The organism is Microbacterium sp. AISO3, assembly GCF_002204305.1.
GTDB lineage: Bacteria > Actinomycetota > Actinomycetes > Actinomycetales > Microbacteriaceae > Microbacterium > Microbacterium arborescens.
Map to the genome: position 1 here is coordinate 408,708 of NZ_NHRF01000002.1, position 15,609 is coordinate 424,316.

Consider the following 15,609-nt stretch of genomic DNA (forward strand, 5'->3'; position numbering starts at 1 on the left):
TGATCGCGGTCACCGACCGACGCTCGTCATCGTCCCGATCGTCATATGGCCGGGCAGGCGCCGCTGCGCCCGCTAGCGTGAATCGGGTCCCGCCCGCTCGGCCAGAAAGCTCCACCATGACCGAACACGCTCCCCTGCCCTCATCCGTCCAGTCGGTGTTCGCCACCGTCCTGCAGCGCAATCCGCACGAGCCCGAGTTCCAACAGGCCGTCCACGAGGTGCTCGAGGCGATCGCACCGGTCGTCGAGGCGCAGCCCGAGCTCGCGCGCGACGGCATCCTCGAGCGGCTGGTCGAGCCCGAGCGGCAGATCATGTTCCGCGTGCCGTGGCTCGACGACGCCGGCACCGTCCGGGTCAACCGCGGCTACCGTGTGCAGTTCTCCTCGGTGCTCGGCCCGTACAAGGGCGGACTGCGGTTCCACCCGACGGTGAACCTGTCGATCGTGAAGTTCCTCGGCTTCGAGCAGATCTTCAAGAACGCGCTCACCGGTCAGGGGATCGGCGGCGCCAAGGGCGGCAGCGACTTCGACCCGCACGGCCGGTCGGATGCCGAGATCATGCGCTTCTGCCAGTCGTTCATGAACGAGCTGTACCGCCATCTCGGTGAGCACACCGACGTTCCCGCCGGCGACATCGGCGTGGGCGCGCGTGAGATCGGCTACCTCTTCGGGCAGTACCGCAAGATCACGAACCGTCACGAGTCGGGCATGTTCACCGGCAAGGGTGTGCAGTGGGGCGGCGCCGAGGTCCGCACCGAGGCGACGGGCTACGGCGCGGTCTTCTTCGCGCAGGAGATGCTCGCCGTCGAGGGCGACTCGCTCGACGGCAAGCGCGTCGCCGTATCGGGTTCGGGCAACGTGGCGACATACGCCATCGAGAAGGCGTACCAGCTCGGTGCGACGCCGGTCACGGCATCCGACTCGTCCGGCACGATCGTCGACGAAGACGGGATCGACCTCGCCATACTCAAACAGGTCAAGGAGATCGACCGCCGCCGCATCTCGGCGTACCTGGATCACCGGCCGGGCGCGACGTACGTCGAGGGTGGCCGTCCGTGGCGCACCGCGGTCGACGTCGCCATTCCGTCCGCGACGCAGAACGAGCTCGACGGCGACGACGCGCGCGCTCTCGTCGCCGGCGGCGTACGCGTCGTGGTCGAAGGCGCCAACATGCCCTCGACTCCAGAGGCGGTCGACGCGTTCCGCGCCGCCGGGGTGCTGTTCGGCCCCGGCAAGGCGGCGAACGCGGGTGGCGTCGCGACCTCCGCGCTCGAGATGAGCCAGAACGCGTCGCGCCAGCGCTGGGGCTTCGCCGACAGCGAGAACAAGCTGCGCGAGATCATGAAGAACGTCCACGACGCGGCCTTCGCCGCCTCCGAGCGCTACGGACGTCCGGGCGACTACGTCGTCGGGGCGAACGCGGCCGGTTTCGAGCGCGTCGCGCGCGCGATGCTCGCGCAGGGAGTCATCTGACGCCGGCCGGGAGCCGGGTGGAGCGCGAGCCGGGTTAGGCTTTCACCCCGTGCCTTCCGATCCCTCCTCCCCCACGGAGTCTGGTGTCACGCGTCCGGGAACCCGACCCGCGACCGTGTCGATGCTCACCCTCTCGACGTTCGTCATCGGCTCGATGGTGGGCGCGGGGGTCTTCTCCCTTCCCGCCGGCTTCGCCGCCGAGACCGGTGTCGCCGGGACGCTCGTCGCGTGGGCGGTCGCGGGAGGCGGGATGCTCGCCCTCGCCTTCGCGTTCCAGCTGCTCGCCAACCGCAGGCCGGACCTCGACGCGGGCGTCTACAGCTACGCACGCGCCGGTTTCGGGAGGTACCTCGGATACTTCTCCGCGTTCGGATATTGGGCCAGCGCGTGCGCGGGCAACGTCTTCTACTGGGTGTTCATCACTTCGACCCTGGGCGCGGTGTTCCCGGCGCTCGGAGCCGGCGACACCGTCGCTGCCGTCGCCGTGTCGTCGGCGGGGCTCTGGCTGTTCTTCATCCTCATCCGGCGGGGCGTCCGCTCCGCGGCCGCGGTGAACCGCGTCGTCAGCATCGCCAAGACGCTCCCGATCGTGGTGTTCGTCGTGCTCTGCGCGACGGTCTTCGATCCCGCGGTGTTCGCCGCCAACTGGGCGGGCCCGTCGGGAGCGCCGCTGTGGGACCAGATCCGCGCCACGATGCTCGTCACCGTCTTCGTCTTCATCGGCCTCGAGGGGGCGAGCGTCAACTCTCGTCACGCCCGCTCGCGCCGTGACGTGGGGCGCGCGACACTCCTCGGCTTCCTCAGCGTGCTCGCGGTCTTCGCCTCGGTGACCATCGTCTCGTTCGGCGTGCTGCCACGCGAACAGATCGCCTCGCTCCCCGAGCCGTCGCTGGGCGGAGTCCTGGAGACGATCGTGGGCCCGGCCGGTGCGGTGTTCATCGGTGTCTCGCTCATCGTGGCGGTGCTCGGCGCGTACCTCTCGTGGACGCTCATGGCCGCCGAGGTGCTGCTCGAGGCCTCGCGGTCCGGAGACTTGCCGCGGTTCCTCTCGCGCACCAACGCCCAGGACACCCCGGTGGGTGCGCTCATGCTGTCGACGACGCTCGTGCAGGTGCTGCTGGTCGTCGTCCTGTTCGCCGAGAACGCCTTCTCGGTGGCGCTCGATCTGACGAGCGCGCTCGTGCTGATCCCCTTCGTCCTCTCGGCCGGTTACGCCCTCAAGCTCACTCTCACCGGCGAGACGTACGGCCCGGGCGACCGCGCACGGTCACGCGACCTGATCGTCGCCGTCATCGCGACCGGTTACACCCTCTTCCTCCTGATCGCGGCGGGCGCGCACTACCTTCTGCTGTCGCTGTTGATCATCGTGCCCGGGACCGCGCTGTTCGCCGTGGCGCGCAGGAAGGCGGGTGCGCGTGTCTTCACGAGAGTGGAGTGGCTGGTGTTCGCCGCCGCCGTCCTGGGCGCGGTGAGCGCCGTCGTGCTGCTGGCAACGGGCCAGATCAGCATCTGACCCGCCGCGCAAACCTCAGGATGCGGCGGGCGACGCTGCCGTCGTGGCGACCGGGAAGAGCTGGTCGAGCAGCTGACCCGTCCACGCGATGAGGTCGGCATCGCCGAGCGCGGCACCGCCGGCGGTCGGCAGCGGGACCACGAGGGCTTCGCCGCCGGCGAGCAGTTTGGCCTTGGGGTACAGCCTCTGCAGCCGGATGCGCATCGACTCGGGCAGCCGGGCCGGCGCGACCCGAAGATTCGGTCCCATCGCAACGACGTCCGTCAGCCCGGCCTGGGCTGCGCGGCGGCGCAGCCGGGCGACCGCGAGCAGACCCTCCACCTCGGCCGGCGGGCGCCCGTACCGGTCGGTGAGCTCTTCGACCACGAGGTCGATCGCATCGTCCTTGGCGCTGACGGCTGCCGCCGCCGAGAGCTTCTGATACGCCTCGAGGCGCAGGCGCTCGCTGTCGATGTAGTCCTCGGGAATGCGCGCGGCCACGGGCAGCTCGAGCCGCAGCTCGGCCGGCCCGTCGACCTCCTCGCCCCGGAACGTCGAGACGGCCTCGCCGATCATCCGCAGATAGAGGTCGAACCCGACCCCGGCGATGTGGCCGGCCTGCTCGGCGCCCAGCAGATTGCCCGCGCCGCGCAGCTCGAGGTCCTTCAGCGCGACCTGCATGCCCGAGCCGAGGTCGTTGTTGACGGCGATCGTCTCGAGGCGGTCGGCGGCCGTCTCGCTGAGGGGCTTGTTCTCGTCGTAGAGGAAGTACGCGTACGCGCGCTCGCGCGCGCGCCCGACCCGGCCGCGCAGCTGGTGCAGCTGGCTCAGCCCGTACTTGTCGGCACGGTCGATGATGATGGTGTTCGCGTTGGAGATGTCGAGCCCCGTCTCGACGATCGTCGTCGAGACGAGGACGTCGGCACGCCGCTCCCAGAAGTCGTCCACGACCTGCTCGAGCTGGTGCTCCCCCATCTGGCCGTGCGCGACGGCGATGCGCGCCTCGGGCACCAGCTCACCGAGCTGCGCCGCGACCCGCTGGATCGACTGCACCCGGTTGTGCACGAAGAACACCTGGCCCTCGCGCAGCAGCTCGCGCCGGATGGCGGCCGCGATCTGCTTGTCACTGCGCGGTCCGACGTAGGTGAGGATCGGATGCCGCTCCTCGGGCGGGGTCGCCAGGGTCGACATCTCGCGGATGCCGGTCACCGCCATCTCGAGCGTGCGCGGGATCGGCGTCGCGCTCATCGCGAGGATGTCGACGCCGGTCTTCAGCTTCTTCAGTGAGTCCTTGTGTTCGACGCCGAAACGCTGCTCCTCGTCGATGATGAGGAGCCCGAGATCCTTGAAGGCGACCTTCTCGGTCAGGATGCGGTGGGTGCCGATGACCATGTCGACGGTGCCGTCGGCGAGCCCGTCGACCGTCTCGCGGGCCTGCTTCGCGGTCTGGAACCGCGACAGGGGGCGCACCTTCACCGGGAATCCGGCGAAGCGCTCGGTGAACGTCTCGAGATGCTGCTTCGCGAGAAGCGTGGTCGGGACCAGCATCGCGACCTGCTTCCCCTCCTGAATCGCCTTGAACGCGGCGCGGACGGCGACCTCGGTCTTGCCGAAACCGACGTCGCCCGAGAGCAGGCGATCCATCGGGATCGGCTTCTCCATGTCGGCCTTGATCTCGTCGATCGTCTGCAGCTGGTCGGGCGTCTCCGCGAAGGGGAACGCCTCTTCGAGCTCGCGCTGCCACGGGGTGTCGGGCCCGAACGCGTGACCCTTCGACGCCATGCGGGCCGAGTACAGCTTGACGAGCTCGACGGCGATGTCACGGACGGCCTTGCGCGCCTTGCCCTTCGCGGCCGCCCAGTCGCTGCCGCCCATCTTCGACAGCACCGGCGCCTCGCCGCCGACGTAGCGCGAGAGCTGGTCGAGCTGATCGGTCGGCACGAAGAGCTTGTCACCGGGATAGCCGCGTTTGGCGGGCGCGTACTCGAGCACGAGGTACTCGCGCTGCGTCTTCACCGCGTTGCGGCCGCCACTCGACACCTCGCGCTGAACGAGCTCGACGAACTTGCCGATGCCGTGGGTCGAGTGCACGACGACGTCGCCGGGCTTCAGCTGCAACGGGTCGACGACGTTGCGTCGCCGCGTCGCGAGCTTCTTCACCACTCGGCCGTCGCTGCCGATCGTGCGGCCGTAGAACTCGCTCTCGGTGAGGACGGCGAGCTTCGCCTCGGCCGACTCGAAACCGCGCTCGAGCGATGCCACGACGCAGACCGCGACGGCCTCGTCGGAGAGCTCGGCGACGCCATCGCTCGTGCGGGCGGCGATCCCGCGCTCGGCCATCACGTCGCGGGCCCGGTCGACGAGCCCGGGACCCGAGGCGCAGACGACGACGCGCCAGCCGCGCGCCAGCAGGTCGCCGATGTGGGCGGTGGCACCGTCGACGTTGCCCTGGAACGAGGGCACCGCGCTGCCGTCGACACGCAGGTCGTCGCCGGTCTCGGTCAGCCCCTCGCCGGCGGCATCCGCTGCTCCCGAGTCGAAGGCGCTGAGGGTCCACCACACCCCGGAGCGCTCGCGCATCGCGTCGCGCAAAGCGGGGAGGGTCAGGAAGTCGCCAGCGCCGAGATCGACGGGGCTGTCAGCCCCGGCGGTCGCCGCGCTCCAGGCCGCTTCGAGGAATTCGCGGTTGGTCTCACCGAGGGTGCGCGCCCGCGTGCGCGAGCGCTCGGGGTCGACGAGAGCGATCGCCGAGCCGCGGGGCAGATAGTCGACGAGCGGCACGATGCCCTCTGCGAGCGCGGGCAGCAGCGACTCCATCCCCTCGACGGGGATGCCCTGCGACATCTTCTCGAGCATGCCCGTCAGACTCGGGAAGGTCGGGGCCATCGCCGCAGCGCGCTCGCGGACGGCCGGCGTCAGCAGCAGCTCACGCGCCGGCAGGAGCACGGCCTCGCCGACCTCGCCGGGCAGTGATCGCTGGTCGGCGATGGAGAACGCGCGGATCTGATCGACCTCGTCGCCGAAGAAGTCGATGCGCAGCGGGTGGTCGGCCGCGGCCGGAAAGACATCGAGGATGCCGCCGCGAACTGCGAACTCGCCGCGACGGGAGACCATGTCGACCCGGTGATAGGCGAGTTCGACGAGGCGCCGGACCACCTGTTCGAGGTCGCTCCCCCGCGCTCCGACCGACAGCGACACCGGGTCGGCGTCGGTCAGACCGGCCGCGAGCGGCTGCAGGGCCGCGCGGACGGAGGCCGTGATGACCAGCGGTGCGCTGCCGTCGTGCGCGGCCGCACGGCGAAGCACGGCGAGACGGCGTCCGACGGTCTCGGGGCTCGGGCTCAGCCGCTCGTGCGGCAGGGTCTCCCAGGCGGGGAAGTGCACGATCTCGGCCTCGGGGACGAGGCACTGCAGCGCGGCACCGAGGGTCTCGGCGCGGCGACCGGTGGGAGCGACGGCGAGCACGACAGCGGGTCGACCGTCGCGGCGGCGCTGCTCGAGCAGAGCCGCGAGGAGGGGGGCGTCGAGCCCGTCGACCAGCGAGTAGTCGAGACTGCCGACGGCTCCGGATGTCACCGCCTCCCGGAAGGAGTCAGCCTGCGAAAGGGCGCGCACGATCCCGGGAACTGTCACCACAGAAGCCTACCGCCGGCCGCCGACACGGGCGCCCGGGTCGGACTGCGCGGCGGGCTCAGCGCGGCGCGTGGAAGCGCTGCTGCGCGGCGAGGAGCCCCTCGCCCACGACCGTCTCGACCGCGTCAGCGGCATCCGACACGAGGATGCCGAGGGTCTTCCGTTCGGCCGACGAGAACGGGTCGAGGACCCAGTCCGCCGGATCCTGCGCGCCCGGGGGACGTCCGATCCCGACACGGACGCGGGCGAAGTCGGGAGTGCCGAGGGCTTTGGCGATGTCACGGACGCCGTTGTGTCCACCGTGGCCGCCACCCGTCTTGAGCTTGATGGTGTCGAAGGGAATGTCGAGCTCGTCGTGGACCACGATGACGCGGCCGGGGTCGACGCCGTAGAAGGAGGCCAGCGCGGCGGCCGGGCCACCCGAGACGTTCATGAACGTCTTCGGCTTGGCGAGCACCATCTTGGCGGCTCCGGGGCGCAGCCACGACTCGGCTGCCCAGGCGTTGGCCTTGTGCGATCGCAGGGTCTCACCGCGCCGGCTCGCAAGTTCGTCGATGACCATCTGGCCGATGTTGTGCCGAGTCGCCTCGTAACGCGGCCCGGGGTTGCCGAGACCGATGATGAGCCAGGTGTCCGCCATGGCGCGCCTTTCGAACGACGGAGCCCGTCCTCACGAGGTGAGAACGGGCTCCGCGTGGATGAGTCTTACTCGGACTTCTCGTCGCCCTCGGCCTCGTCGGCCTGCTCGGCGGCGGTCGCCTCGTCGGCGGCCTCGATCTCGTCGGCGGCGGCCAGCGTCGATGCGGGGACCGACACGGCGACGACGAGCGTCTCGGGGTCGGTGATCAGAGCGGCGCCGCGAGGCAGCGTCAGGTCGGCGGCCGTGATGCGGGCGCCGTCCTCGAGGCCCTCGACGTCGACCTCGACGTTGGTCGGGATGTGGGTCGCCTCGACCTCGAGCGTGATCGACGACGCGTCCTGCGTCGCGATGGTGCCCGAGAACGGCTCGCCGGTGACGACGACGGGAACGTCGACCTGGACCTTCTCGCCCTTCTTCACGACGAGGAGGTCGATGTGCTCGATGATCTGGCGCACGGGGTCGCGCTGGACGTCCTTGACGAGCACCAGCTGCTCCTTGCCGTCGATCGACAGCTCGATGACGGCGTTGGCGCGGCGGACGAGCAGCAGCATCTGGTGGCCCGGCAGGGCGACGTGGACGGGGTCGGTGCCGTGGCCGTAGATGACGGCGGGGATCTGACCGGCGGCACGCAGACGGCGGGCGAAGCCCTTGCCGAAGTTGGTGCGCGTCTCTGCAACGACCTTGGTGTCGGTCTCCGTGGACATGCGTTTCTCCTTGTGGGCCCGAGGCCCGGCTCAGCGGTATGCGGGTTCGACGCGAACGCGAGCGCGTGGAGAGGAAACGTCCTGCACACACCCTCGTCGATCACGGATCCCGGTTCCCGCACAGCGGGCACGCGGCATCCCTCGCCGAAGTACACCCCCACTCTACCAGCGCTGGGTAGGGTGGTTGAGACGTCGTCTACGCCCGGAGGAAAAATGGATTACGGCTGGTTCTCACACGTGCTTTTGTGGGTCATCGGTGCGATGACGCTCGGCTCCATCGTCTCGGTCAGCCTCGCGCTGTTCGCGATGGGACGACAGGGCTACCGCAAGGGCTGACCAGACCCGGGCGTCGACGCGACGCCCCGATCGACGAAGCGCGAGGCGCGCCACCCGGTGAGGGGCCGCGCCTCGCGCTTTCGCGTCGAGCTCAGGCGGGCCAGACCGCGACGACGACCTTGCCGGAGGCCTCCGAGTCCTTGGCCGTCGCGAACGCCTCGACGATGCCATCGGCGTCGACGACGTGGGTGATGACCTGCTCGATCTCGGGGCGCTCGTCGAGGAGCCGGACCGCCTCGTCGATCTCGTCCTTGAAACGGAAGGTGCCGACGTAGACGACTTCCTTGGAGATGAAGGGCGCCAGGTTGATCGGTCGCGGCTCGTTCGGGACCATTCCCACCTGCACGACGCGCCCGGCCGGCCGCGCCGCGCGCAGCGCCGCAGACACCGAGACCGCGACACCCGAGCACTCCAGCACGATGTCATAGGCGTCAGCGGGAGGCTGCTCCGTAGTGACGTCGAACGTTCGGGTCGCGCCGAGTCGGCTCGCACGGTCGAGGGGTCCGGCCAGCACGTCGGTGGCGTGCACCTCCGCCGCCCCGGCGGCGGTCGCCGCTGCCACTGCGAGCAGTCCGATCGGCCCGGCACCGGTCACGAGGACCCGTGCACCCGCGACGTCGCCTGCTTTGCTCAGCCCGTGCAGGGCGACGGCGAGCGGCTCGGCCAGCACGGCGCGACGGACCGGCAGCGTCGGCGGGAGGGGTCGCACCATGGACCGATCGGCGACGATGAGCTCGGCGAGGGCGCCCTGGGTGTGCGGAGTCGTCGAGGCGCTGCCCAGATATGCTCCGCCGGGCCAGAGGTGCGGGTCGTCGGCGATCGCCTCGACCTTCCGCCCGAAGGTGGCGGGGTGAAGCGTCACCGGCGTGCCGGGCTGCCACTGCCCCGTGGGGTCGAGATCGATGCGGCCGCTCAGCTCGTGCCCGGGGATGAGAGGCTCCCGCACGACGAACGCCCCGTTCGCGCCCTCGTAGTAGTAGTGCAGGTCCGACCCGCAGATGCCCACGTAGTCGACGCGGATCCGCACCTCCCCGTCACGGGGTTCGGGCTCGGCGACCTCCGAGATCTCGATGTGCTGCTTGCCGTGGATGTGTGCTGCGCGCATGACCGTCCTTCCGGGTCAGACGACGGCGGTCATGCCGCCGTCGACGAAGATGTTCTGTCCCGACACGAAGCTCGAGGCGTCCGAGCAGAGGAAGAGCAGGGCTCCGTCGAGCTCGCTGAAGTCGCCCCACCGCTGCGCCGGCGTGCGCTGCGCGAGCCACGCGCTGAAGTCGGCGTCGTCGACGAGCGCCCGGTTCATCTCCGTCGCGAAGTACCCGGGCGACAGTGCGTTGACCTGCACGTTGTGCCGGGCGAGGTCGGCCGCCATCCCCTTCGTCAGCTGCGCCACAGCGCCCTTGGTCGCGGAGTAGGGCGCGATCGTCTGGCGCGCGAGCGCCGACTGCACCGAGGCGATGTTGACGATCTTGCCCGATCCGCGCTCCACCATGCCGGGGGCGACGAACCGTGCGACGTAGAAGACGCCGTTGAGGTTCGCCGCGACGATCTCGTCCCAGTCGGCCACGGGGAACTCCGTGAACGGCGCGCGCCGCTGGATCCCCGCGTTGTTCACGAGGATGTCGGGCACTCCGACCTCGGCGATGATCGCCGCGACCCCCGCCTCGACGGCAGCGGCATCCGTGACGTCGAAGACCGCCGCCACCGGTTCCGGCGAACCGGCTTCAGCGACCTCCCGCCGCGTGCGCTCGACCGCCTCGGCATCACGGCCGTGGACGACGACACGTGCGCCCTCCCGGGCGAGGGCGAGCGCGAGGGATCGCCCGAGCCCGCGCGACGAGCCCGTCACGAGGGCGACGCGGCCGGTCACATCGAACAGAGAAGACATCGGATCTCCTGTCGTCAAGAGGGCGGATCAGATCAGCGACGCGAGGCCGAAGACGCCGAGCACGAGCACGAACGCCAGGACCGACTCGATCGTCTGCTGCACGGTCCAGGTCTTGAGCGTCGTCTTGACGTCCATGCCCATGAGGCGCCCCACGAGCCAGAAGCCGGAATCGTTGACGTGTCCGGCGAACACGGAGCCGGCCGCGGTGGCCAGGACGATCGCGGCCACCTGGAGCGGGTTGAAGTCGCCCGCGGCCACTGCGGGAGCCGCGAGGCCTGCGGCGGTCACGAGGGCGACGGTGGCCGAGCCCTGCGCGAGACGGATGATCACCGCGATGACGTATGCCGCGACGATGACCGGGAGCCCGAGGTCGGACAGCGTGTCGGCGAGCGCGTCACCGATGCCCGAGGCGCGCAGCACGCCACCGAACATGCCACCGGCGCCGGTGATGAGGATGACGGACGACACCGGGCCGAGGGCCGAGTCGACGACCTTCTCGAGTGCCGTGCCGTTCTCGCCCCGACGCGTGCCGAGGACGAACGTCGCGACCAGGACGGTGATGAGCAGCGCCACGAAGGAGTTGCCGAGGAGCACCAGGACCTGGACCCACAGGTCGTCCGTCGACACGGCACCGGCAGAGGCGAGGGTCGTGAGCCCCGTGTTCATGAAGATGAGGAGCATCGGCAGGAGCAGCAGGAGGATCACGGTGCGCGGACGCGGCGGGTTCGCCGGCTGGTCGTCGTCCTTCTCTCCGAAGAGCACGGGCACCGGCAGCGGGATGCGTGCGGCGATGAACTTGCCCCAGAGGTAACCGGAGACGTACCAGACGGGGAAGACGATGACGAGGCCGAGGAGCAGGACGAGACCGAGGTTGGCTCCGTACGCCTCGGTCGCCGTGACGGGGCCGGGGTGCGGCGGCAGGAAGACGTGCATGACGGAGAACGCCGCGGCGGCGGGGATGCCGAAGAGCAGGACGTTCGCCTTCGAGACGCGGCGGGCGATCGCGAAGATGATCGGGAGCATCATCACCAGGCCCGCGTCGAAGAACATCGGGAAGCCGAGGATGAGCGAGGCGATGCCGAGCGCGAAGGGCGCTCGCTTCTCGCCGAAGACCTCGACGAACTTGTCGGCGAGCGCCTTGGCGCCGCCGGAGTGCTCGATGAGCCTGCCGAGCATCGCACCGAGGGCGACGAGGAGCGCGACGCCGGCGAGTGTTCCGCCGAAGCCGTCGGTCAGGGTCTTCGCGATCGCTGAGACCGGCACCTGCGCGACGAACGCGGTGAGCAGCGACACGATGATCAGCGTCAGGAAGGCGTGCACCTTGCAGACGATGATCAGGAACAGGATCAGGGCGATCGCGCCGACTGCGATGAGCAGCAGCGGTCCGGCACCCAGGGTCTGGGTCCAGTCTTCCATCGGTATCTCCGTTGATGTCGGGAAGCGGACGACCGGGGGCCGAGCCCCGCGGATCGTCCCGCGTTAGTATTCGAGCTGCCCCGTGCCACGGCAGCGGAGCAGAGCGATCCTCGCACAATGATCGTATCTTTTACAACCACTGATCGTATTTTTCGGAGGCGTCATGGCGCAGGCATCCCACGGATCCGTGCTCGACGCTCTCGGGCTGCGTATCGCATCGGGTGAGCTCGCACCGGGATCGGTGTGCACCCTCGCCGATCTCGAAGCCGAGTTCGGCGTTTCCCGGACGGTCGTGCGCGAAGCGGTCCGGGTCCTCGAGGCCATGGGCATGCTCTCGTCCCGCCGCCGGGTCGGCCTGACCGTGACGCCGACGAGCGAGTGGAGCGCGCTCGACACCCGCCTCATCGGCTGGCAGCTCGCCTCTCCCCGGCGCGATCATCAGATCGTCGTGGTCAACGAGCTGCGCTCGGCGGTCGAGCCGATCGCGGCGCGCCTGGCCGCGCAGCGCGGCACCGACGTCCAGCGGTCCGAGCTGCTGCGGCTCGCGGCACGCCTCGAAGAGCTCGGCCACAGCGGGCGCGGCGCCTCGCCGGAGTACCTCGAGGTCGATATCCAGTTCCACGACCTCATCCTCGACATGAGCGGCAACCTCATGCTCGCCGCGAACAAGGCCGCGATCGCCGCCGTCATCGCGGGGCGTTCCGATGTGGGTCTCACGCCCGCGGTCCCCTACGAAGAGGCCCTGGACAACCACGTGCAGACGGCCGCGGCGATCGCGCGCGGCGATGCCGAAGGAGCCGAGCGCCACACCCGCGGCTACGTCGACGCCGTGCTCAGCGAGGTGCGGGCGCTGGTGTGACCAGCCCGTCGGGCCGGCCGCCGCGGAGCGCCGTGACGAGCGCATCGATCGACTGATCCGTCATCCGCTGCACGGCGCCGCCGGTGTGGCCTCCCGCATGCGGTGTCGCCACCACGCCCGGATGCCCGACGAGCGGCGAGCTGGAGGGCGGCTCGGTCTCGTAGACATCGACCGCGACGCCATGAAGGCGCCCCTCGTCGAGCGCACGGCGCGCCGCGGCCTCGTCGAGCAGGCCGCCGCGAGCGGTGTTGATGACGATCGCTCCCGGCGGCAGCAGCCCCAGCCGGCGCTCGTCGAGCAGATGACGGGTCTCGGGAAGCAGCGGGACGTGGAGGCTGACGACGTCGCTGCGGCGGCACAGCTCGTCGATCTCGACCCGCTCGACCCCGGCCTGCGCGAACGCCTCGTCGGGCAGCATCGGGTCGTAGGCGATCGCCGTCATCCCGAGACCCCGCGCACGCTCGGCGACCAGGCGGCCGATCGCCCCGAACCCGACGACCCCCGCGGTGCCGCCCGTGAGCTCCTTGCCCTCGAGGCGCGGCCACTCCCCCGCTCGCACCGCTTCGTCGAGCCGGGGGATGCCCCGCGCCGCGGCGAGCACGAGACCGATCGCGAGCTCGGCGACGGCGATCGCATTGGCACCGGGGGTTCGCGTCACGATGACCCCCCGCGCCGCCGCGGCATCCAGGTCCACCCGGTCCACGCCCACGCCGTACCGCGCGAGGACGCGCAACCGGGGCGCGGCGGCGAGGACGGCCTCGTCGTATTCGTCGAGGCCGGCGATGATGCCGTCGACGTCAGCGACGAGCGGGACGAGCTCGGCCGCGGTGAGCGGGCGTCCGTGGGGATTGAGGACGACCTCGCCGACCGCGTCGCGGAGCCTGCGGAGCGACGCGCCCTGCGGATCACGACACAGCGAGGTCGGCGTCACGAGGACCTTCATCGCGCCGCTCCCTGCGACCCGGGCACCGTCCGCTGATACTGGTCGAGGTAGCGGGCGAAGCCCTCGTCGTAGCGGTCGCGGTACTCCGTCCGGGGTGCGATCGTGCGCACCTCCACGTCGTCGAAGGCCGGATGCCGCAGGTCGAGCCCGCTCGCGAGCATCCCCATCCGCACCGCACCGACGATCGAGGTGTGCTGCTGCGCCGAGACCTGCATCTCGACCCCGAAGACGTCGGCGGTCAGCTGCGTCCAGAACGGCGAGGAGAGGACGCCGCCCGAGAGGATGATCCGTCGTGGAGTGCCGCCGAGCGCCGTGAGCTCCTTGTAGCAGTGGTAGAGCGAATAGACGATGCCCTCGAGCACCGACTGGTACATGTCCACACGCGAGTGCGCCGGCGCGAGATCGACGAAGCCGCCGCGACGCTGGTCCTGCCAGCCGGGGCTCCGCTCGCCGAACAGGAAAGGCAGGAAGACCGGGAGGTCGACACGGTCGGTCGACAGCGACGGCTCGATGTCGAGGTAGTCCGTCGACGCGCCGAAGAGGCGATCGCGCGCCCAGTCGACGCAGTTGCCGCATCCCGAGGTGGCGGCGCCGCTGAGCGCTCCGAGGGGCGAGCGGTACGACCAGGTGCTGAGGGTGGGTGAGAACGCCGGGTGGCGCGAGGCGACCCGGAGCGCGCCGCTCGTCCCCATCGAGAAGGTCATCTCCCCCGGTTCGGTCGCGAGGTCGCCGACCTGGTTGAGACCCCCGTCCGGACCGGGTGTCAGCACCGGGGTGCCCGCCGCGAGCCCCAGGAGCACCGCCGCCTCGGCCGACAGCGGCGCTGTCGCCGTCGTCTCGTGCAGCTCGGGCAGCCGCACCCGGCCGAGGTCGAACCGGTCGATGACCTCGCGGTCCCATGTGGCATCGGTGGCCGAGAGCAGCCCGCTGCCGGAGGCCAGGGAATCGTTCGTCCAGACCTCACCCGTCATCCGGGCGAAGATGAGGCTCGCCTGGTCGAGGGCGAGGAGTCCGTCGATGTCGAGCCCCTGCGAGCGGAGGTGCTGGAGCTTGAACACGGGGTAGATGGCGTTGACCATGCAACCGGTGCGTTCGTAGAACCACCACGTGAAGTCGTCGTCCGCGCGCAACGCGGCGCTGAGATCCTGCGCCCCGGTGTAGGGCCACTCCATCACCGGGGTCACTGCCGAGAGGTCGTCGGAGCGGAGGGTCAGGCCGTGCCACGTGCCGCTCAGGACGATGAGGTCGATCCGCTGGCCGGCCGCGGCCTCGCGACCGAGGGCCATGAGCTGGATGTAGATCGCATCGGCGTCCCGGACCGCGGAATCGGGTCCGTCGACTTCGAACCTCCGGCTGCGGACGGCGACCGCGCCGGTGTCCGTGTCGAAGAGCATGGTCTTCGCCGAGGTGGTGCTGGCTTCGAGAGCGAGGATCTTCATGAGGGCCCATCGTCGGGTGTCCGGCGGGCAGCAGCGTCGCCGAGACCCAATGATATGATCATTCGGTCGAAGATGAACACCCCGAGGAGAAACATCATGGCCGCTGTTCTCGATCAGATCGCCCGGTACCGACTCGTTCCGGTCGTCGTGGCCGATTCCGTCGCCGAGGGTTCCTTCATCGTCGATGCCCTCGCCGAAGGCGGGCTCGCGGTGGCCGAGATCACCTTCCGCACCGCCGCAGCACCCGACGCGATCGCGGCGATCGCGGCACGGGGTGACATCCTCGTCGGTGCCGGCACGATCGTGTCGCCCGCGCAGGTCGATACCGCCGTCGACGCGGGAGCGCGCTTCCTCGTCTCCCCAGGCTTCCACCCGGCGGTCGCCGATCGCGCCGCGGAGCGCGGGGTTCCCCTCACCCCCGGAGCCATCAGCGCCTCGGAGATCATGGCGGCGCTGGCCGCCGGCATCACGACCGTGAAGTTCTTCCCCGCCGAGACCTCCGGCGGCCTCCCCGCCCTCCGCGCCCTCGCGGCCCCCTTCGGCGACGTGCGCTTCGTGCCCACCGGGGGCATCGACGCCACGAACCTCGACTCCTACCTCGCCCACCCCCGGGTGATGGCCGTCGGCGGTTCGTGGATGCTGCCGCGCGACGCCGTCGAGGCACGTGACGCGGCGCCCATCGTGCGGGCGACATCCGACGCCGTCGCACGCGTCGCGGCCTCGTCGCAAGCCGCTCCGGCCGGTCTGCCGAACGGATAAAGTGGCGAGAGAGCCGGGCTCTCTCGCA

The 15,609-nt window shown here is 70.4% G+C and carries 13 protein-coding genes; 5 read left to right on the top strand and 8 right to left on the bottom strand.

Translation table 11 applies throughout. From position 1 onward, the window contains the following. Positions 1-116 precede the first annotated feature (116 nt). On the top strand, positions 117-1,472 hold the full coding sequence (gene gdhA / locus CBF90_RS04765) for an NADP-specific glutamate dehydrogenase (RefSeq protein WP_088380015.1): 1,356 nt from the start codon (positions 117-119) through the stop codon (positions 1,470-1,472). Positions 1,473-1,593: 121 nt separating this feature from the next. Then, complete coding sequence (locus tag CBF90_RS04770) at positions 1,594-2,985, top strand: basic amino acid/polyamine antiporter (protein WP_071919351.1); 1,392 nt, start codon at positions 1,594-1,596, stop codon at positions 2,983-2,985. Positions 2,986-3,000: 15 nt separating this feature from the next. Here the strand turns inward: CBF90_RS04770 and mfd are convergent, their stop codons facing one another. From mfd to CBF90_RS04785, 3 genes are all read right to left on the bottom strand, one after another. Then, positions 3,001-6,597 carry a transcription-repair coupling factor gene (gene mfd / locus CBF90_RS04775; RefSeq protein WP_172407786.1) on the bottom strand — a complete coding sequence of 1,199 codons (3,597 nt, stop codon included), beginning with the start codon at positions 6,595-6,597 and terminating at the stop codon, positions 3,001-3,003. Positions 6,598-6,655: 58 nt separating this feature from the next. Then, the gene (gene pth, locus CBF90_RS04780; protein WP_023950370.1) at positions 6,656-7,237 is read right to left on the bottom strand and encodes an aminoacyl-tRNA hydrolase; all 582 of its coding nucleotides are present in this window, start codon (positions 7,235-7,237) and stop codon (positions 6,656-6,658) included. Positions 7,238-7,302: 65 nt separating this feature from the next. Further along, on the bottom strand, positions 7,303-7,941 hold the full coding sequence (locus tag CBF90_RS04785; RefSeq protein WP_023950369.1) for a 50S ribosomal protein L25/general stress protein Ctc: 639 nt from the start codon (positions 7,939-7,941) through the stop codon (positions 7,303-7,305). A 213-nt stretch (positions 7,942-8,154) separates the two neighbouring features. On the opposite strand from CBF90_RS04785, the gene CBF90_RS18875 reads away from it, so the two are divergent. Continuing rightward, on the top strand, positions 8,155-8,277 hold the full coding sequence (locus CBF90_RS18875) for a hypothetical protein (protein WP_023950368.1): 123 nt from the start codon (positions 8,155-8,157) through the stop codon (positions 8,275-8,277). A 91-nt stretch (positions 8,278-8,368) separates the two neighbouring features. On the opposite strand, the gene CBF90_RS04790 is transcribed toward CBF90_RS18875, so the two are convergent. Genes CBF90_RS04790 through CBF90_RS04800 form a run of 3 tightly spaced genes read right to left on the bottom strand, consistent with a single transcriptional unit; the run spans position 8,369 to position 11,581 of the window. Continuing rightward, positions 8,369-9,382 carry a zinc-binding dehydrogenase gene (locus CBF90_RS04790; RefSeq protein ID WP_088380017.1) on the bottom strand — a complete coding sequence of 338 codons (1,014 nt, stop codon included), beginning with the start codon at positions 9,380-9,382 and terminating at the stop codon, positions 8,369-8,371. 15 nt (positions 9,383-9,397) lie between these two features. Continuing rightward, positions 9,398-10,165: a glucose 1-dehydrogenase gene (locus CBF90_RS04795; protein WP_023950366.1), complete on the bottom strand. Its 768-nt coding sequence runs from the start codon at positions 10,163-10,165 to the stop codon at positions 9,398-9,400. A 27-nt stretch (positions 10,166-10,192) separates the two neighbouring features. After that, complete coding sequence (locus CBF90_RS04800) at positions 10,193-11,581, bottom strand: GntP family permease (protein WP_088380018.1); 1,389 nt, start codon at positions 11,579-11,581, stop codon at positions 10,193-10,195. Positions 11,582-11,744: 163 nt separating this feature from the next. On the opposite strand from CBF90_RS04800, the gene CBF90_RS04805 reads away from it, so the two are divergent. Next, positions 11,745-12,440, top strand: coding sequence for a FadR/GntR family transcriptional regulator (locus tag CBF90_RS04805; RefSeq protein ID WP_088380019.1), 696 nt, complete (start codon positions 11,745-11,747; stop codon positions 12,438-12,440). Here CBF90_RS04805 and CBF90_RS04810 read toward each other — a convergent pair. Then, the gene (locus tag CBF90_RS04810) at positions 12,415-13,383 is read right to left on the bottom strand and encodes a phosphoglycerate dehydrogenase (RefSeq protein ID WP_088380020.1); all 969 of its coding nucleotides are present in this window, start codon (positions 13,381-13,383) and stop codon (positions 12,415-12,417) included. The two genes, CBF90_RS04805 and CBF90_RS04810, sit on opposite strands and share 26 nt — an antisense overlap. After that, positions 13,380-14,822, bottom strand: a complete 1,443-nt coding sequence (locus CBF90_RS04815; RefSeq protein WP_064956474.1) for a gluconokinase — start codon at positions 14,820-14,822, stop codon at positions 13,380-13,382. Before CBF90_RS04815 ends, CBF90_RS04810 begins: the two co-directional genes overlap by 4 nt. Before the next feature lie 96 nt (positions 14,823-14,918). Between CBF90_RS04815 and eda the strand changes: the two genes are divergently transcribed. Beyond that, complete coding sequence (eda, locus tag CBF90_RS04820) at positions 14,919-15,581, top strand: bifunctional 4-hydroxy-2-oxoglutarate aldolase/2-dehydro-3-deoxy-phosphogluconate aldolase (RefSeq protein ID WP_088380021.1); 663 nt, start codon at positions 14,919-14,921, stop codon at positions 15,579-15,581. Positions 15,582-15,609: the final 28 nt, after the last annotated feature.

What these genes read in the sequence shown, in the direction of transcription:
- gdhA (WP_088380015.1), top strand. Translation starts at nt 117, where the DNA reads ATGACCGAACACGCTCCCCTGCCCTCATCCGTCCAGTCGGTGTTCGCC.
- CBF90_RS04770 (WP_071919351.1), top strand. Translation starts at nt 1,594, where the DNA reads ATGCTCACCCTCTCGACGTTCGTCATCGGCTCGATGGTGGGCGCGGGG.
- pth (WP_023950370.1), bottom strand. Translation starts at nt 7,237, where the DNA reads ATGGCGGACACCTGGCTCATCATCGGTCTCGGCAACCCCGGGCCGCGT.
- CBF90_RS04785 (WP_023950369.1), bottom strand. Translation starts at nt 7,941, where the DNA reads ATGTCCACGGAGACCGACACCAAGGTCGTTGCAGAGACGCGCACCAAC.
- CBF90_RS18875 (WP_023950368.1), top strand. Translation starts at nt 8,155, where the DNA reads ATGGATTACGGCTGGTTCTCACACGTGCTTTTGTGGGTCATCGGTGCG.
- CBF90_RS04790 (WP_088380017.1), bottom strand. Translation starts at nt 9,382, where the DNA reads ATGCGCGCAGCACACATCCACGGCAAGCAGCACATCGAGATCTCGGAG.
- CBF90_RS04795 (WP_023950366.1), bottom strand. Translation starts at nt 10,165, where the DNA reads ATGTCTTCTCTGTTCGATGTGACCGGCCGCGTCGCCCTCGTGACGGGC.
- CBF90_RS04800 (WP_088380018.1), bottom strand. Translation starts at nt 11,581, where the DNA reads ATGGAAGACTGGACCCAGACCCTGGGTGCCGGACCGCTGCTGCTCATC.
- CBF90_RS04805 (WP_088380019.1), top strand. Translation starts at nt 11,745, where the DNA reads ATGGCGCAGGCATCCCACGGATCCGTGCTCGACGCTCTCGGGCTGCGT.
- CBF90_RS04810 (WP_088380020.1), bottom strand. Translation starts at nt 13,383, where the DNA reads ATGAAGGTCCTCGTGACGCCGACCTCGCTGTGTCGTGATCCGCAGGGC.
- CBF90_RS04815 (WP_064956474.1), bottom strand. Translation starts at nt 14,822, where the DNA reads ATGAAGATCCTCGCTCTCGAAGCCAGCACCACCTCGGCGAAGACCATG.
- eda (WP_088380021.1), top strand. Translation starts at nt 14,919, where the DNA reads ATGGCCGCTGTTCTCGATCAGATCGCCCGGTACCGACTCGTTCCGGTC.